Annotated in this window: 12 protein-coding genes and 1 riboswitch; of the genes, 9 read left to right on the top strand and 3 right to left on the bottom strand. The window is 72.6% G+C overall.

Translation table 11 applies throughout. From position 1 onward, the window contains the following. The 3 genes from cobN to K6I34_RS15390 form a co-directional block, all read left to right on the top strand. A partial coding sequence (gene cobN, locus K6I34_RS15400) for a cobaltochelatase subunit CobN (RefSeq protein ID WP_229326397.1) occupies positions 1-3,182 on the top strand: 3,182 nt, incomplete at its 5' end. 211 nt (positions 3,183-3,393) lie between these two features. Then, the gene (locus K6I34_RS15395) at positions 3,394-4,653 is read left to right on the top strand and encodes a VWA domain-containing protein (RefSeq protein ID WP_229326395.1); all 1,260 of its coding nucleotides are present in this window, start codon (positions 3,394-3,396) and stop codon (positions 4,651-4,653) included. Continuing rightward, complete coding sequence (locus K6I34_RS15390; protein WP_229326393.1) at positions 4,653-5,417, top strand: hypothetical protein; 765 nt, start codon at positions 4,653-4,655, stop codon at positions 5,415-5,417. Before K6I34_RS15395 ends, K6I34_RS15390 begins: the two co-directional genes overlap by 1 nt. Positions 5,418-5,493: 76 nt before the next feature. On the opposite strand, the gene K6I34_RS15385 is transcribed toward K6I34_RS15390, so the two are convergent. Further along, positions 5,494-6,429 (bottom strand): trypsin-like serine protease, encoded by a 936-nt coding sequence (locus K6I34_RS15385; RefSeq protein WP_229326391.1) that lies wholly within the window; start codon positions 6,427-6,429, stop codon positions 5,494-5,496. A gap of 437 nt (positions 6,430-6,866) precedes the next feature. Here K6I34_RS15385 and K6I34_RS15380 point away from each other — a divergent pair, with 437 nt between their 5' ends. The 4 genes from K6I34_RS15380 to K6I34_RS15365 all read left to right on the top strand — a co-directional run bounded on the left by K6I34_RS15380 (position 6,867) and on the right by K6I34_RS15365 (position 10,646). After that, entirely contained in the window at positions 6,867-7,349 is a 483-nt protein-coding gene (locus K6I34_RS15380; protein WP_229326389.1) for a helix-turn-helix domain-containing protein, read from the top strand. Then, positions 7,346-7,984 (top strand): hypothetical protein, encoded by a 639-nt coding sequence (locus K6I34_RS15375; protein ID WP_229326387.1) that lies wholly within the window; start codon positions 7,346-7,348, stop codon positions 7,982-7,984. The genes K6I34_RS15380 and K6I34_RS15375 overlap by 4 nt, the downstream gene beginning before the upstream one ends. Beyond that, on the top strand, positions 7,977-9,185 hold the full coding sequence (locus tag K6I34_RS15370; protein WP_229326385.1) for an MAB_1171c family putative transporter: 1,209 nt from the start codon (positions 7,977-7,979) through the stop codon (positions 9,183-9,185). Before K6I34_RS15375 ends, K6I34_RS15370 begins: the two co-directional genes overlap by 8 nt. A gap of 240 nt (positions 9,186-9,425) precedes the next feature. After that, positions 9,426-10,646, top strand: coding sequence for a cytochrome P450 (locus K6I34_RS15365; protein WP_229326383.1), 1,221 nt, complete (start codon positions 9,426-9,428; stop codon positions 10,644-10,646). 210 nt (positions 10,647-10,856) lie between these two features. Here K6I34_RS15365 and K6I34_RS15360 read toward each other — a convergent pair whose 3' ends face one another. Together K6I34_RS15360 and K6I34_RS15355 are read right to left on the bottom strand one after the other, a co-directional pair. Further along, positions 10,857-11,462, bottom strand: a complete 606-nt coding sequence (locus K6I34_RS15360; protein ID WP_229326381.1) for a YIP1 family protein — start codon at positions 11,460-11,462, stop codon at positions 10,857-10,859. Between the two features lie 151 nt (positions 11,463-11,613). After that, the gene (locus K6I34_RS15355) at positions 11,614-13,161 is read right to left on the bottom strand and encodes an amino acid permease (protein WP_229326379.1); all 1,548 of its coding nucleotides are present in this window, start codon (positions 13,159-13,161) and stop codon (positions 11,614-11,616) included. A 175-nt stretch (positions 13,162-13,336) separates the two neighbouring features. Further along, positions 13,337-13,554: riboswitch (cobalamin riboswitch) on the top strand. A gap of 28 nt (positions 13,555-13,582) precedes the next feature. Here K6I34_RS15355 and K6I34_RS15350 point away from each other — a divergent pair. Both K6I34_RS15350 and K6I34_RS15345 read left to right on the top strand, forming a co-directional pair. Beyond that, positions 13,583-14,761, top strand: coding sequence for a HoxN/HupN/NixA family nickel/cobalt transporter (locus tag K6I34_RS15350; RefSeq protein WP_374230929.1), 1,179 nt, complete (start codon positions 13,583-13,585; stop codon positions 14,759-14,761). A gap of 97 nt (positions 14,762-14,858) precedes the next feature. After that, a partial coding sequence (locus tag K6I34_RS15345) for an NAD(P)-dependent oxidoreductase (protein ID WP_229326374.1) occupies positions 14,859-15,817 on the top strand: 959 nt, incomplete at its 3' end.

Below are 15,817 nucleotides of genomic sequence, written 5' to 3'. Positions count from 1 at the left end.
CCTGGGGCCCGCTGGAGCGCGCCGCCCGTACCGACGCGACCGGCCCGCGCATCGCCGTGCTCTACTATCGCGCCCACCACATGAGCGGCAACACCCGCTTCGTGGACGCCCTCTGCGCTGCCGTCGAGGACGCGGGCGGTGTCCCCATGCCGCTCTACGTCGCCTCCCTGCGCGCCCCCGAGCCCGAGCTCGTCGAGCGGCTGCGCGGCGCCGACGCCGTCGTCACCACCGTCCTCGCCGCCGGTGGCACCAAGCCCGCCACCGCCTCCGCGGGCGGCGACGACGAGTCCTGGGACGCGGGCGCCCTCGCCGCCCTCGACGTGCCCGTCCTCCAGGCCCTGTGCCTGACCGGGTCGCGCAGCGCGTGGGAGGAGAACGACGAGGGCCTCTCGCCGCTCGACGCCGCCACCCAGGTCGCCGTCCCCGAGTTCGACGGTCGGCTGATCACCGTCCCGTTCTCCTTCAAGGAGGTGGACGAGGACGGCCTGCCCATGTACGTCGCCGACCCCGAGCGCGCCGCGCGCGTCGCGGGCATCGCCGTACGTCACGCGAAGCTGCGCCACATCCCCGCGGCCGACAAGCGCCTCGCCCTCGTCCTCTCCGCGTACCCCACCAAGCACTCCCGCATCGGCAACGCCGTCGGCCTCGACACTCCTGCCAGCGCCGTCGCCCTGCTGCGCCGACTGCGGGCGGAGGGCTATGACTTCGGCACGGAGGAGGTCCCCGGCCTCGCGTCCGGTGACGGCGACGAGCTGATCTACGCGCTCATCGAGGCGGGTGGCCACGACCAGGAGTGGCTCACCGAGGAGCAGCTCGCCCGCAACCCTGTCCGCATCCCGGCCGCCGACTACAAGCGGTGGTACGGCAAGCTGCCGCAGGAGCTGCGTGAGTCCGTCGAGGAGCACTGGGGCCCGCCGCCGGGTGAGATGTTCGTCGACCGCAGCCGCAACCCCGAGGGCGACATCGTCCTCGCCGCCCTGCGCCGCGGCAACCTGCTGATCCTCATCCAGCCGCCGCGCGGCTTCGGCGAGAACCCCATCGCCATCTACCACGACCCCGATCTGCCGCCCTCGCACCACTACCTGGCCGCGTACCGGTGGATCGCCGCCGCCCACGAGGACGGCGGGTTCGGCGCCGACGCGATGGTGCACCTCGGCAAGCACGGCAACCTGGAGTGGCTGCCCGGCAAGAACGCGGGCCTGTCCGCCGCCTGCGGCCCCGACGCCGCGCTCGGCGACCTGCCGCTGGTCTACCCCTTCCTCGTCAACGACCCGGGCGAGGGCACCCAGGCCAAGCGCCGTGCCCACGCGACCCTCGTCGACCACCTCGTGCCGCCGATGGCCCGCGCCGAGTCCTACGGCGACATCGCGCGCCTGGAGCAGCTCCTCGACGAGTACGCGCAGATCTCCGCCATGGACCCGTCCAAGCTCCCGGCGATCCGCGCCCAGATCTGGACCCTGATCCAGGCCGCCAGGCTCGACCACGACCTGGGCATGGACGACCGGCCCGACGACGACGGCTTCGACGACTTCCTGCTGCACGTCGACGGCTGGCTGTGCGAGGTCAAGGACGCCCAGATCCGCGACGGTCTGCACGTGCTCGGCGGCGCCCCCACCGGCCCCGAGCGCGTCAACCTCGTCCTGTCGATCCTGCGCGCCCGCCAGATCTGGGGCGGCACCACGGCCCTGCCCGGCCTGCGCGAGGCGCTCGGCCTCGACGAGTCCGCCGCCACCCGCACCGGTGCCGACGAGGCGGAGGCGAAGGCACGCGCCCTCGTCGAGGCGATGGAGGAGGCCGGCTGGGACCCGGCCGCCGTGCCCACCGGGCACGGCGAACAGGTCGCCGCGATCCTGGAGTTCGCCGCCCGCGAGGTCGTCCCGCGCCTCGCCGCCACGACCGACGAACTCGACCACGCGGTGCACGCCCTGGCGGGCGGCTTCGTGCCCGCGGGCCCCTCCGGCTCGCCGCTGCGCGGCCTGGTCAATGTCCTGCCGACCGGCCGCAACTTCTACTCCGTCGACCCCAAGGCCGTGCCCAGCCGCCTCGCCTGGGAGACCGGCCAGGCCCTGGCCGACTCCCTGCTGGAGCGCTACCGCACCGACGAGGGCCGCTGGCCCGAGTCCGTGGGCCTGTCCCTGTGGGGCACGAGCGCCATGCGCACCGCCGGTGACGACGTCGCCGAGGCCCTGGCCCTGCTGGGCGTCCGCCCGCTGTGGGACGACGCCTCGCGCCGGGTCAACGGCCTGGAGCCCGTCCCGCTCGCCGAGCTCGGCCGCCCCCGCGTCGACGTCACCCTGCGCATCAGCGGCTTCTTCCGCGACGCCTTCCCGCACGTCATCGGGCTGCTGGACGACGCCGTACGGCTCGTCGCGAGGCTGGACGAGAGCCCGGAGGACAACTTCGTCCGCGCCCACGCCCGGGCCGACCTCGCCCGCCACGGCGACGAACGCCGCGCCACCACACGCATCTTCGGCTCCCGGCCCGGCACCTACGGCGCCGGTCTCCTCCAGCTCATCGACAGCCGCGACTGGCGCACCGACGCCGACCTCGCCGAGGTCTACACCGTCTGGGGCGGCTACGCGTACGGCCGCGGGCTGGAGGGCCGCCCGGCCCGCGAGGAGATGGAGACCGCCTACAAGCGGATCGCCGTCGCGGCCAAGAACACCGACACCCGCGAACACGACATCGCCGACTCGGACGACTACTTCCAGTACCACGGCGGCATGGTCGCGACCGTGAAGGCGCTCAAGGGCACGGCCCCCGCCGCGTACATCGGCGACTCCACCCGCCCGGAGACGGTCCGCACCCGCACCCTGGTCGAGGAGACCTCCCGGGTCTTCCGCGCCCGCGTGGTCAACCCCCGCTGGATCGAGGCGATGCGCCGCCACGGCTACAAGGGTGCCTTCGAACTGGCCGCCACCGTGGACTACCTGTTCGGCTACGACGCGACGACCGGCGTCGTACCGGACTGGATGTACGACAAGCTCGCCCAGACGTACGTGCTCGACCCCGAGAACCGCGCCTTCCTGGAGGAGGCCAACCCCTGGGCCCTGCACGGCATCGCGGAACGACTCCTGGAGGCGGAGAGCCGCGGCATGTGGGCGAAGCCGGACGCTTCGACGCTGGAGGCGTTGAAGCGCGCCTTCCTCGAAACGGAGGGCCAGCTGGAGTCGGAGGAGTAGCCACCTCCCTCCGGGGGTTGTTCCGGGGGCTCCGCCCCCGGGCCCCTGACGGGGCGCAGCCCCTGCAAGGGGCGCGGGGAACTGCGCGACCAGCCCCCACGCACCCGCAGTCGCGCGCAGCGCAAGAGGCACCCCCAGTAGGCGTGAACCAGGAGGCAAGAAGCACGGCGCCGTTTTGGGGGTCCAACCCTCCGCTCACTAGGATCCTCGGATGATCATCAGAAGACGGCTGGCGGCGGGCGCGTGCGCCCTGCTCGCCGCCCTGGCCACAGGAATCGCCCCGGCGAGCGCCGCTGACGGACCGTCGAAGAACTCCCCGAAGGTCGAGCTCGTCCTGGACGTCAGCGGCTCGATGCGGACCAGGGATGTGGACGGCCAGTCGCGCATGTCGGCCGCCCAGCAGGCGTTCAACGAGGTCATCGACGCCGTTCCCAGCGGCGTGCGGCTCGGTATCCGTACGCTCGGCGCCCACTACCCCGGCGACGACAAGGAGATCGGCTGCAGGGACAGCAAGCAGGAGTACCCCGTCGGCCCGGTCGACCGCACCGAGGCCAAGACGGCCGTCGCGGCCCTCCGGCCCACCGGCTGGACGCCCATCGGGTACGCGCTCCGCGGCGCCGACCAGGACCTCGGCACCGACGGCGGCACCCGGCGCGTCGTCCTCATCACCGACGGCGAGGACTCCTGCGGCCAGCCCGACCCCTGCGACGTCGCGCGTGAACTCGCCGCCAAGGGCACGCACCTGACGATCGACACGCTCGGTCTGGCCCACGACGACAAGACCCGCGAGCAGCTCAGCTGCATCGCCGCGGCCACCGGCGGCACCTACACCTCCGTCCAGCACACCGACGAGCTGTCCGGGAAGATCAAGCAGATCGTCCGCCGGGCCGACACCCCGGTCGAGACGCCGAAGCCCGTCTCGGGCGCGAACGAGTGCGCCAAGGCCCCGACGATCGGCCAGGGCGTCTGGACCGACCGCGAGACCTTCTCCGAGCACCGCTGGTACCGCGTCGAGGTGAAGCCGGGTCAGGAGCTGCGCGCCGCCGCGAGCGTCGCCGCCGACCGGCCGGTCGACCGTGACTACGGCGTGCTCGTCAGAGCCGTCGGCGAGGGCGGGCAGGAGCTCGTACGCGGCTCGGACGCGGGCAGCGGCCGTACCGACGTCATGTCCTCCGGCCTGCGCTACCCCGTCGGCAAGGCGAAGGACAAGAACGACAAGGAGCCCCGGACGGTCTGTCTGGAGGTCTCCAACTCCTTCTCCGCGCCGCCGAACGTCAAGCGCGACCCGGGCCTGCCCGTCGAGCTCGCCGTCGATCTGGTCAAGGGCCCCGACAACCCCTCGGACCTGGCCGCCTTCGGCCTCGGCCGGGGCTGGGTGCTGCTGGCCGTGCTGGCCGTGACCGGGCTGCTCGCCGGTCTGGTGTGGGGCTGGCTGTCCCGCTGGCGCGTTTCCGTGTGGAGGGCGAACTGATGCGTGCGACCCGGATACTGACCGCGACCCTGCTCGCGGGCGCGGCCCTGTTCACCACCGCGGGGGCCGCCGGCGCGGACTCCCCGAGTCCGAGCCCCTCCGCGAGCTCCGGTGACGCCCCCACGGAGGCGGGCACCGCCTTCCGTACCGCCACCGCGCTCGAACAGGGGCAGAAGGCCACGGCCGGTGGCTCGACGGGCGACTACCTCTACTGGCAGTTCCCGGCGGGCGCGAACCAGCGGCCCACCGTCAAGGCCACCGTGCAGCTGCCCGAGGCGTCCCTGCGGCACGGCGCGGCCACCTGGCAGCTCGACGTCTTCGACGGGCTGCGCCGCCGCCAGGCGTGCGCCTCGGGCGAGCCCACGCAGCGCGCGGGCGCCCAGGACGCCTCGGTGACCCTGACCTGCACCCTGCGCACCGTCCGCCCGTGGTCCGAGCGCTGGGCCAACGACCCGCTGCCCGGCGCGTACTACATCCGCCTCACCGTCGCCGACGGCCCCGACCAGGACCGCGGTCTGCCGGTGAAGACGGAGGTCCAGGCGGACGCCAAGGACGTGGGCGGCTCGCGCGCGGAGGGCGGCGAGGTCGCCCCGCTGCACGCCGCCGCGCTGAAGGAGCCCGAGGACGGCTGGAACGGCAGCTGGTGGTCCGACCGCTGGGCGTGGACCGTCGGCGGTGCCGTGCTGGGCGCGCTCGCGGCCATCGGCGGCTACACGCTCACCCGCCACCCCCACCGGTTCCGGCGCCCGCCCGCGGGCCAGTAGCCCGCATCCGCACCGGCACCCACGGCGCCCCCGGCCACACACGGCCGGGGGCGCCGTCGCGCGTGGTGAGGGACGGTCAGGAATGCGCGGGCGGGGTGCCGTCGACGGCGTCGATGTAGAGATCCAGCAGGTCGTCGGTGAAGTACGAGCTGTAGGAGATGTCGGGCGTGTCACCGCCCGTGTGGTAGCCGCCGATGACGCCGATCAGCAGATAGCCCGTCAGATCGCGGTTCCGGACCAGGAAGGGGCCGCCGGACGTGCCGCCGACGTAGCCCGCGCAGGCGATCTCCAGGAAGTCGCCCGGGGCCTTGGGGTCGGTACTGCGGTAGCGGTGCGTGGAGGAGGAGCAGTCCAGCGGCTTGGGGTACTTGGCGTCGCTGCTGCCCGGGTAGCCGATCAGCCGTACGTCACGGTGCGTGTAGCCGGAGTCGATCGCGAAGTCGAAGCCGCCGACCGCCTCCTGCACCTCGGTGCCGTCCTCGCGGGGCGCGAGCCGGACCACCGTGTAGTCCCAGCGGGCCCCGCCGTCCGTCCCCCGGTCGTAGTAGCGCTGGTCGATGTAGATGGCCTCCACGGGGAAGACGCCGTGCGGCTTGAGACCGTCGTGGTACTGCGGCACGAACGACAGATGCCGCTTCGGGTTGGGCGAGCGCAGGCAGTGCGCCGCGCTCACCACGAGGTTGTACTCGGGGCTGCGGATGACCGTGCCGCCGCAGAAGCGGCCGGTGTTCTGCCCGTCGGTCCAGAAGAACGTGCCCACCTGCGGCAGGCCGTCGAAGGGGTGGCTGGGCGGCACTGCCTCAGCCGCCGCGGGCGGCGGCGCCTCCGCCTTGCCCGTCGGCACCGGCAGCGCCGCCGCCATCCGCTCGGGCGTCCAGTACGCGTCGGCCGCCGACGCGCTCGGCGGGCCCGCGGCGGCGGCCGCGAGGGAGCCGGGCACGACGGCGGCCGCGAGCCCGAGGAGCAGGGCGACGAGACCCCGAAGGGCGAGATGTCTCAGAAATCTGCGCATGAACGGATTCCTCTCTTGTTCCTCTCTTGCGCTTGCGGCCCGTTTTTCTTCCCGCCCGTCGCCGCCCGCGTGGGGCGATCGGTGCCCGCGGCGCGTGCGGGACGAGCGTGTCATCGTCCTACGGACCGCGGAGAGGAACGAGGGCCCGGCGCGCCAGGATTCACCGGGACGACCGGACAACGATCGGAATCGGTCAGAACGAGACATGTGCGTTCGGACATCGATGTCATGCCCGTGCGGCCGGGCGCGCAGGGGGAAGAAGGGCCCGCGGAATCCGGACGAAGACCCGACATCAACCCGTGGTTAAGTCGCTCACGCAGGGAGAACGCCTCGCGGGCTAGTGCGGGGGCGCCTCTCATGACAGGATGTCGTCCATCACCACCTGGGCCTTAACTGCCCGTGAGGTGGGCGGAGAACGGCTCGTGAGGACGGAGTACATGGCAGTCGGGGGCGAAAGGGCGGCAGGTGAGACGGGCGGCCCGCTGGCGGAGCGGCTCAATTATCTGTTCGCGAACATGCACCCGCCGGGGGCGCCGTACACCAACGGACACGTCGCGGAGGAGATCAGCCGCGGCGAGGAGTACGGCGGAGTGCGGCTGACGGAGCAGTATCTGTCGATGCTGCGCAACGGCAGACGCGCCAACCCCAGCCCCGACGTGCTGCGCGCGCTCGCGAAGTTCTTCGCCGTGCCGGTCGGCTATCTGATGGGAGATCTCTCCGCCTCCCAGGCGGAGCGGGTCGAGGAGGAGGTCCGCTTCCTCGTCGCCATGAGGGATCAGCGCGTCCGGGCGATAGCCCTGCGCTCGGTGGGCCTGCCGCCCGAGGTCCAGGACAGCCTCAACACGATCATTGCCCAGTTCCGGCAGCAGATGAACCTTCCTGCCGACCCGCCCGACGCGGGTGGTGAGGGGCGCCCGTGACCGTCACGGCGGACGACCAGCTCTTCACCCACTGGCGGCGTACCGAGGACGAGGACGGTGCAGGCATGCGAGTGGGGCGGACGAGGCGCCGGTGCAGGCAGCTCATCAACGAGCTCGCGCTGCCCGCCTCCACCGATCTCCAGGGCCTGTGCGACGTCGTCGCGCGCCGCGTGGGCCGGCCCATCCGGCTGGTCCCCATGAGCCTGGACGGCGTCGTCTCCGGCATGACCGCCACCACCGACGACGCCTACTGGGTCGTCTACGAGCAGAAGACCTCGCCCTGGCACCAGGTCCACATCGTGCTGCACGAGATCGGCCACCTGCTGCTCGGCCACGACCAGGACCCGGCCGTCACCGAGGACGCCCTCAAGGTGTGGACGCCGTCGGTCGACGTGGCCACCGCCATGCGCCGCATGGGCCTGACCGCCGGTCTCGCCCGCCACCACTGCTACGACAACCTCACCGAGCGCGAGACCGAGATCCTCGGCACCCTCCTCATGGAGAAGGTCGTGCCCCCGCCGCCGGGCCAGGAGGCCCGGCTGGAAGGGGCCGCCGCCGAGCTCGCGGCCTCGCTCGGCCCCGCGCTCCAGCACGTACGCCGGCAGCTCAGGGAAGGGGGCGTCACCGGTGTTTGACGTCCTCTATCTGACCCTCAGCGCCGTCACCTGGGCCATCGTGGGCTACAAGGCCCGCGCCTGGTTCCACGACCGGGCCAACGTCGACCTGGGCCTGACCGCGCTGATGACCGCGGGCGTGCCCGTCGTCTTCCTCTTCTCCGCGCCCCGCGTCTACCGCGCCTTCGACCGGCTGACCGGCGTGGCCAACCTGGCCATGGTCTTCCTCTACTCGGCGGTCGTGCTGTTCGCCACGGGCGCCACCGTCCTGCTGCTGCGCTGGACCAGCCGCGGTGACGAGGCGGCGCGCGCCCGGGCCATGGCCCGCTCCCGGTTCGCGGTCGGCACCGTCGGCGTGGCCTGGGCGGCGGCGATCGTCTGCTTCGCCGTCGGCCGCCCCGACGCCGTGGAACACCCCCGTGACTTCAGCACCGCCTACGCGGACGCGCCCGGAGTGGTCGCCTTCCTGGTGCTGTATCTGGCCATCTTCGGCGTCAGCCTCGCCGGGCTCGGCACGCTCTGCCCGCGCTACGCCGCCCAACTGGGCCGCTCCTGGCTCGCCAAGGGCCTGCGGACCCTGGCCGTGGGCTGCTGGCTCGGCCTGTTCTACTGCCTGTGCAAGCTCGTCGGCTTCGTGCTCAGCTGGGGCGGCCACGAGCTGTACTGGCTGTCCAACGGCGTCGCGCCCCTCACCGCGTCGGTCGCCGCCGTGCTCGTCCTCGTCGGCTTCTCGCTGCCCGCGGCCGGGCCCCGGGCGGCCGCGTGGCGACGACTGCGCCGCCTTCAGCCGCTCTGGCAGGATGTCACCGCCCACGCCCCGGAAGTCACCCTGGAGCGCCGCTGGTCCGGCCGCTGGCCGCTCGCGGACCTGGAGTGGCGGGCCAACCGGCAGATGGCGGAGATCCGCGACATCCAGCGGGCGATCCGGCGCCATGTCGAGGCCGCGACCCTGGACATCGCCCGCGACAAGGCACGGGCGGCCTGCCTGGACGAGCGCTCGTCCGCCGCGGTCGTGGAGGCGGCGGCCCTGCGCAGAGGCCTCGCCAACCAGGTCACCGGCTATGTGCCGGGTGACCACGCGGACAGTGTCGTGATGACCGTGAGCGCCGATCCGGCGGAGGAACACGAGCACTTGGCCCGCGTCGCGGACGTCTACCACCACCCGCTGGTGGACTCCGTGCTCACCGAGATGCGGGAGATCTGCGCGGCGCGCCGCCCCTAGACGGCGCGCGGCCCACAGACCAGGCGGCCCTGGACGGGGGTCAAGGCCGCCTGCGCCACAGGCCGGCGCCGGGTCCGTCGAAAGACACCCGGCGCCGGCCAGCGGCTTTCCGTCGGCTCGGCCGCGCCCCGTAAGGGGCGCGGGGAACTGCGCGACCAGCCACACACGACCCGCAGTCGCGAACAGAGCTTGCGCCCCACCCCAGTAGGCGCACCAGCGAACCCCCTAAAGTCAGTCGCCATGCAGAACACCGCCGGCACCCCCGTGCCCTATGACGTCACCGCGCTGACCACCGACCCCTACGGGACCTACGCCCGGCTCCGCGAAGCGGGCCCCGTTCACCGGATCACCGGGACCGACGGCCGCCCCGCCTGGCTGGTGACCCGTTACGAGGACGTGCGCAAGGGGCTCGCCGACCCCCGGCTGTCCCTGGACAGGGTCAACGCCGCACCCGGGAACTACAGCGGATTCGCCCTGCCCCCCGCCCTGGACGCCAATCTGCTGAACATGGACCCGCCCGACCACACCCGTGTGCGCCGCCTGGTGGTCAAGGCGTTCACCCCCGGCCGCATCGACAAGCTCCGCGCCCCCGTGCGCCGGGTCGCCGAGGAACTCCTGGACGCCGTCGAGGCCGACGGCCGCGCCGACCTCATCGCCGCCTACGCGGCCCCGCTGCCCATCACCGTCATCTGCGACCTGCTGGGGGTGACCGAGGAGCACCGGCACGACTTCCGGGCCTGGACCGACGCGCTGATCGCGCCCGACCCCGAGCGCCCGCACCTGGCGAAGGAGGCGATCGGGCGCCTGATGGGCTTCTTCACCGGGCTCATCGCGAGCAAGCGCGCCGAGCCCGCCGACGACCTGCTCTCCGACCTGATCGCGGCCCGGGACGGCGACGGGGCCCAGGGCGGCCGGGGGGACCGGCTCTCCGAGGACGAGCTGACCTCCCTGGCGTTCCTCATCCTCTTCGCCGGGTACGAGAACTCCGTCCACCTGATCGGCAACGCCGCCCTGGCCCTGCTGGACCACCCGGCCTTGATGGAATCCTTGCGCACGGATCCGGCCGGACTCGGCGCGGCGGTGGAGGAGTTCAACCGGTGGGACGGGCCGGCACCCCTGGCGATCCGGAGGTTTCCGCTGGAGGACATCGAGATCGGTGGGGTCACGGTGCCCGCGGGGGAGACCGTTCTCCTCTGCGTCGCCTCCGCCAATCGTGATCCTCGTCACTTCGCCGAACCGGAGCGGCTGGATCCGACCCGTGATCGTTCCGGGCATCTCGGGCTGGGGCACGGCATCCACTACTGCGTAGGAGCGCCGCTGGCCAGGATGGAGGTGGAAACGGCGCTGGCAGTGCTGTTGGAGAGGCTCCCGGGGCTCACGCTCGACGTGCCGCGCGAGGAGCTGAAGTGGCGGCCCTCGGTGCGGGCACGTGGCCTGAATTCACTGCCTGTTCGCTGGTGAGTCGAAAAGGCGAACAGGTTTTTGGTGCATAACCCATCCTTGATGAGGTAGAAATGTGCGTGAGCCCGCCCGGTGTGCATCCCCCGTCGCACCGGGCGGGCCTTCGGCTTCCCGGCGCCGGACACGCGGCGTCCGCGACCCGGGTTCGCGACCCGGCTTCACGGCCCGGGTTCGCCGAGTCCGCCGGGGCCCGCCCCGGGGGGCCGGGCCTCAGGCCCCCGCGGGGAACTTCAGCAGGGCGACGGCCGCCAGCATCTGGATGCTCACCGAGGCCAGGGCCTTGTGTGTCGGCAGGTGGTGCTGACCGCGGATCAGCAGGGCCGCGAACGCGTAGCCGAAGCCGAAGGTGATCCAGGCCGCGGCCTTCACCACGTAGGAGCCGCTCGGCAGCCAGGCGTCCAGGAGCAGCCGCGGCAGATCGGTCGCCCAGAAGATCACGACGAAGAGGGTGACGGTCGGACCGAACCGCCCGTTGCCGCCGAGCCGCCGGGCGATGGCGTGCGTGGCGACCCCCAGCAGCAGGCTGGCGAGGAGCAGGACGCCGTCGGCGATGGCCATCGCCTCCAGCGCCAGCCGGGGACTGATGCCCCACTGCCCCTCGAACGAGTCCCTGCCCACCGTCCCGAGGATGCCGCAGACCAGGCAGAGGAAGGTCGCCGCGCCCCAGACGCTGCGGTCCCGGGCCTCGTCGAGCACCTCGACCGGCCGGAGCCACAGCCCGAATATGAGGCGGTGCCAGAGCAGTCTGCGCCGGGCCGCGACCGGGGGCCGCGAGGGGGGAGGCGTGGGTGTGGTGGACGACGGGGACACAGGCATGGATGCAATTTCTATCACCGGGTGTCACGGCCACCGGCGGCCGGGCCGGGCCACGGCACGGTGTGACATACGGTCAGTGACGATCCCCCTGCTCTGAGTTCCGGTTCCGCCCCGGTTCCGGGGCCGACCCGGGGCGTGCCGTGACGCCGCGTCAGGCCGGGGCGGGCGCCGCGGGGTCGGTGTCGCCGCCCGGCACCGGGCCCGGCCCGGTGTCCGGCTCCGGGCCCGCGTCCGGCTCCTCCGGCTCGGGCCCCGCGTCGGGGTCCGGCGCGGTCAGGTACTCCTCGGAGATCTCCTTCGGCCCGAACGGCCAGACGCGCTCGTAGGCCGACCACAGGACGAACGCCACGCAGCCCGCGCCGACCCAGGCGAGCGACCATTCGATGGGGTGGTGTCCGGGCGAGTTGCGGTCCGCGTAGCCGTAGATCACCAGCCAGCCCGCCAGGGCCACCAGGCTCGGCAGCGGGTAGAGCCACATCCGGTACGGCCGCCGCAGCCTCGGCTGCCTGCGCCGCAACACGGTCACGGCCGCGACCTGCGCGAGCGCCTGCACGATCACCATGACCGTGGTCAGCAGCTGGATCAGCGTCGTCAGGTCCGTATGACGGCCGATCAGGAAGCCGACGACGGTGATGGCGCCCATCGACGCCAGCCCCAGCACGGGGAAGTGGTGCCGCGGGTGCAGGCTGCCGAAGGAGCGGAAGAAGACCTTGTCGCGCGCGGCGTCGTAGGGCACGCGCGAGCCGCCGAGGAGGCCGGTGAGGACGGAGGCGACGGCGGTGACGAGGATGAGCACCGTGACCGTCCGCGCCGCCCCCTTGCCCCAGGCGGTTTCCAGCACCGCGGAGGCGACCGAGGAGTGGGCGGTGGAGTTCTCGTCCAGCATCTGCGGCCAGTCGACGACCCCGAGGGTGCCGATCTGCAGCAGCAGGTAGATCGCCATGATGCCGAGGATGGAGTAGATGATGGCGCGCGGCATCGTGCGCCCGGGGTTCTTGATCTCGGCGCCCATGTAGGCGGCGGTGTTGTAGCCGAGGTAGTCGTAGATGCCGATGGTCAGGCCACCGGCGAAGCCCAGCCAGAAGTGACCGGTGGCCGGCTCGAAGGCATGGGCCGGGTAGGTGAAGGCCCGGTGCGGGCTGAAGTGGGTGAAGGCGGCGAGGATGACGAGCACGACCGAGGCGATCATCACCGCCCACAGCACCACGGTGAGCTTCGCGATGTTCTCCACCCGCCGCCACAGGGCCGCGAGGATGACGGCGATGACGGCGACGCCCACGAGGTCCCCGGCCGTCTGCCCCATGCCCGGCCACAGATAGCCGAGGTACTGCACGAAGCCGACGATGCCGGTCGACATGCCGAGCGGGATGAAGAGCATCGCCGTCCACACGAAGAGGAAGGGCATCAGCTTCCCGGTGCGGTACTGGAACGCCTGCCGCAGATAGACGTAACTGCCGCCCGCCCCCGGCAGCGAGGCGCCCAGCTCCGCCCACACCAGCCCGTCCGCGAGGGCGAGCAGCGCGCCCGCGACGAACCCGATGACCGCCTGCGGCCCCCCGAAGACCGTCACCATCAGCGGGATGGTGACGAAGGGCCCGATGCCGCACATCTGGCTCATGTTGATGGCGGTGGCCTGGAACAGCCCGATCCGGCGGACGAATCCGCCGCGATGCCCCGGTTCCTGCCCGGTGTCTGCCATGGCGTGCCCTCTCTCCTGCCGGACGGGGTGCCCGTCATCTGCACTGGTAGCACCGGGCCGGGAGCGCGTCCAGCACTGGCGCGGGGATGTCCGTGACCACCGGGCGACCACCGGGCGGGAAGTTCGCACATCTGTGGTTACTGCCACTTCTTTGCACCGACTTCCGGCCAGGGCGCTAAGGTGGCCCGGCCGTGGTGTTCGGGAAGACCGGTGAAGGACCTCGTGGTCCCACTCCGGAGCGGCCCTCGCCACTGTGATCGGGGAGCACCGTCCCACTGCCGCGCGCCCGTACGGGCGCGCGGAGCCACTGGCCGCAGCCGGCTGCCGGGAAGGCTCGGGCGCATGCGAAAGGACCCGTAAGCCAGGAGACCGGCCACGGCATCTCACAAAGATCCACGAGGTGCTGGAGCGTGACCCGCAGATGACTCTGCCCCCTGACATATCCGTTGCCGCGACCGGCACGACCGGCGGCAAACCGTCCGCCGCGCCACCCGGCTCCGCCGTACAACCCGGCTCCGCCGCGCCGTCCTTCCGCTGGCGCCGCGAGGACACCGTCCGCACCGCCGGGCTGATGGCCGTCATCGCCGCCCTGCACGTCGTCGCCTTCGGCGTGCTCCTCCTGCTCGTCGTCCCCGATCACTACACCGTGGGCTCCCAGGTCTACGGCGTCGGCCTCGGCGTGACCGCCTACACCCTCGGCATGCGGCACGCGTTCGACGCGGACCACATCGCCGCCATCGACAACACCACCCGCAAGCTGATGGCCGACGGCAAGCGCCCGGTCTCGGTCGGCTTCTGGTTCGCCCTCGGGCACTCCAGCGTCGTCGTCCTCATGGCGGCGCTGGTCACGGGCGGCACCCAGCTCGCCGGGAAGCTCATGGACGAGGACTCCGCCACCCACCAGACGCTCGGCGTCGTGGGCACCTCCGTCTCCGGCGGCTTCCTCTACCTGATCGCCGCCCTCAACCTCGTCGCCCTCGCGGGCATCCTGCGCATCTTCCGCGCGATGCGCGAAGGCCGCTACGACGAGGCGGAACTGGAGGCGCGGCTGGACGCGCGCGGCTTCATGAACCGCCTCCTCGGGCGCTTCACCCGCTCCATCACCAGGCCCGGCCAGATGTATCCGCTGGGCTTCCTCTTCGGACTCGGCTTCGACACGGCCACCGAGGTCACGCTCATGGTGATGGCGGGCAGCGGCGCGGCCGCCGGGCTGCCCTGGTACGCGATCCTGTGCCTGCCCCTGCTGTTCGCGGCCGGGATGAGCCTGTTCGACACCCTGGACGGCACGTTCATGAACTTCGCCTACCAGTGGGCGTTCTCCAACCCCGTCCGCAAGGTCTACTACAACCTCACCATCACCGGCCTGTCGATCGCGGTGGCCTTCCTCATCGGCACCATCGAACTGGTCACGGTGCTGCACGAGAAGCTCGACCTGGACGACGTGGTCACCGGCTGGATCTCCGGCATCAGCCTCGACAACGTCGGCTTCGTCATCGTCGGCCTCTTCGTCGTGGTCTGGGGCGCGGCGCTCGCCTACTGGCGCTTCGGCAAGGTCGAACAGCGCTGGGCCGCCCGCGCGGCCTCCGCCGCCGAAGGCTGAGGCCGCACCGGGAGCGGGGTCCGCGGGGTCTTACGAACCCGTGACGGCACGGCCCGGGGCGGCCCGCGGCGCGCCCGCCGCCCCTAACGTCGGGGCCATGCGCGTACTCGTCACCGGAGGCGCGGGCTTCATCGGCTCGCACGTCGTCTCCGCGCTCCTCGCCCGCGGGCACCGGCCCGTCGTCCTCGACGGGCTGCTGCCCGCGGCCCACCCCCAGGCACCGCCCCGCCCGGACGGCGTCGAACAGGCCGCGTGGATCACGGCCGACGTCCGCGACCGCGCGGCCGTGGCCCGCGCCCTGCGCGGCGTCGACGCCGTCTGCCACCAGGCCGCGATGGTCGGCCTCGGCAAGGACTTCGCCGACGCGCCCGCCTACGTCGGCTGCAACGACCTCGGCACCGCCGTCCTCCTCGCGGAGGCGGCCGCGGCGGGCGTACGCGGCCTGGTCCTCGCCGGCTCCATGGTCGTCTACGGCGAGGGCCGCTACGACTGCCCGGATCACGGTACGGTGCGCCCCGGGCCCCGTACGGCCGCGGACCTCGACGCCGGGCGCTACGAACCGCGCTGTCCGCGCTGCGCCCGCGCGCTGACCCCCGGCCTCGTCGCCGAGGACGCGCCCGCCGACCCGCGCAACGTCTACGCCGCGACCAAGCTCGCCCAGGAACACCTGGCCGCCGCCTGGGCCCGCGCCACCGGCGGCACGGCCGTGGCGCTGCGCTACCACAACGTCTACGGGCCGGGGATGCCCCGCGACACCCCCTACGCGGGCGTCGCGTCCTTCTTCCGCTCCGCGCTCGCCCGCGGCGAGGCGCCCCGGGTCTTCGAGGACGGCCGCCAGCGCCGGGACTTCGTCCACGTACGGGACGTGGCCACCGCGAACGCCCTCGCCCTGGAGTCCCTCGCGGACCGCCCCGCGGGCACCTTCCGCGCGTACAACTGCGGCAGCGACACCCCCCGCACCATCGGCGACATGGCCACCGCGCTGGCCCGCGCGTACGGCGGACCGGCGCCGGTGGTGACGGGCGAGTACCGCCTGGGCGACGTCCGGCACGTCAC

The sequence above is a fragment of the Streptomyces sp. UNOC14_S4 genome (assembly GCF_020740835.1).
Lineage (GTDB): Bacteria > Actinomycetota > Actinomycetes > Streptomycetales > Streptomycetaceae > Streptomyces.
The sequence above is the reverse complement of the archived record's forward strand: the minus strand, read 5'-3'. Positions and strand labels throughout refer to the sequence as shown.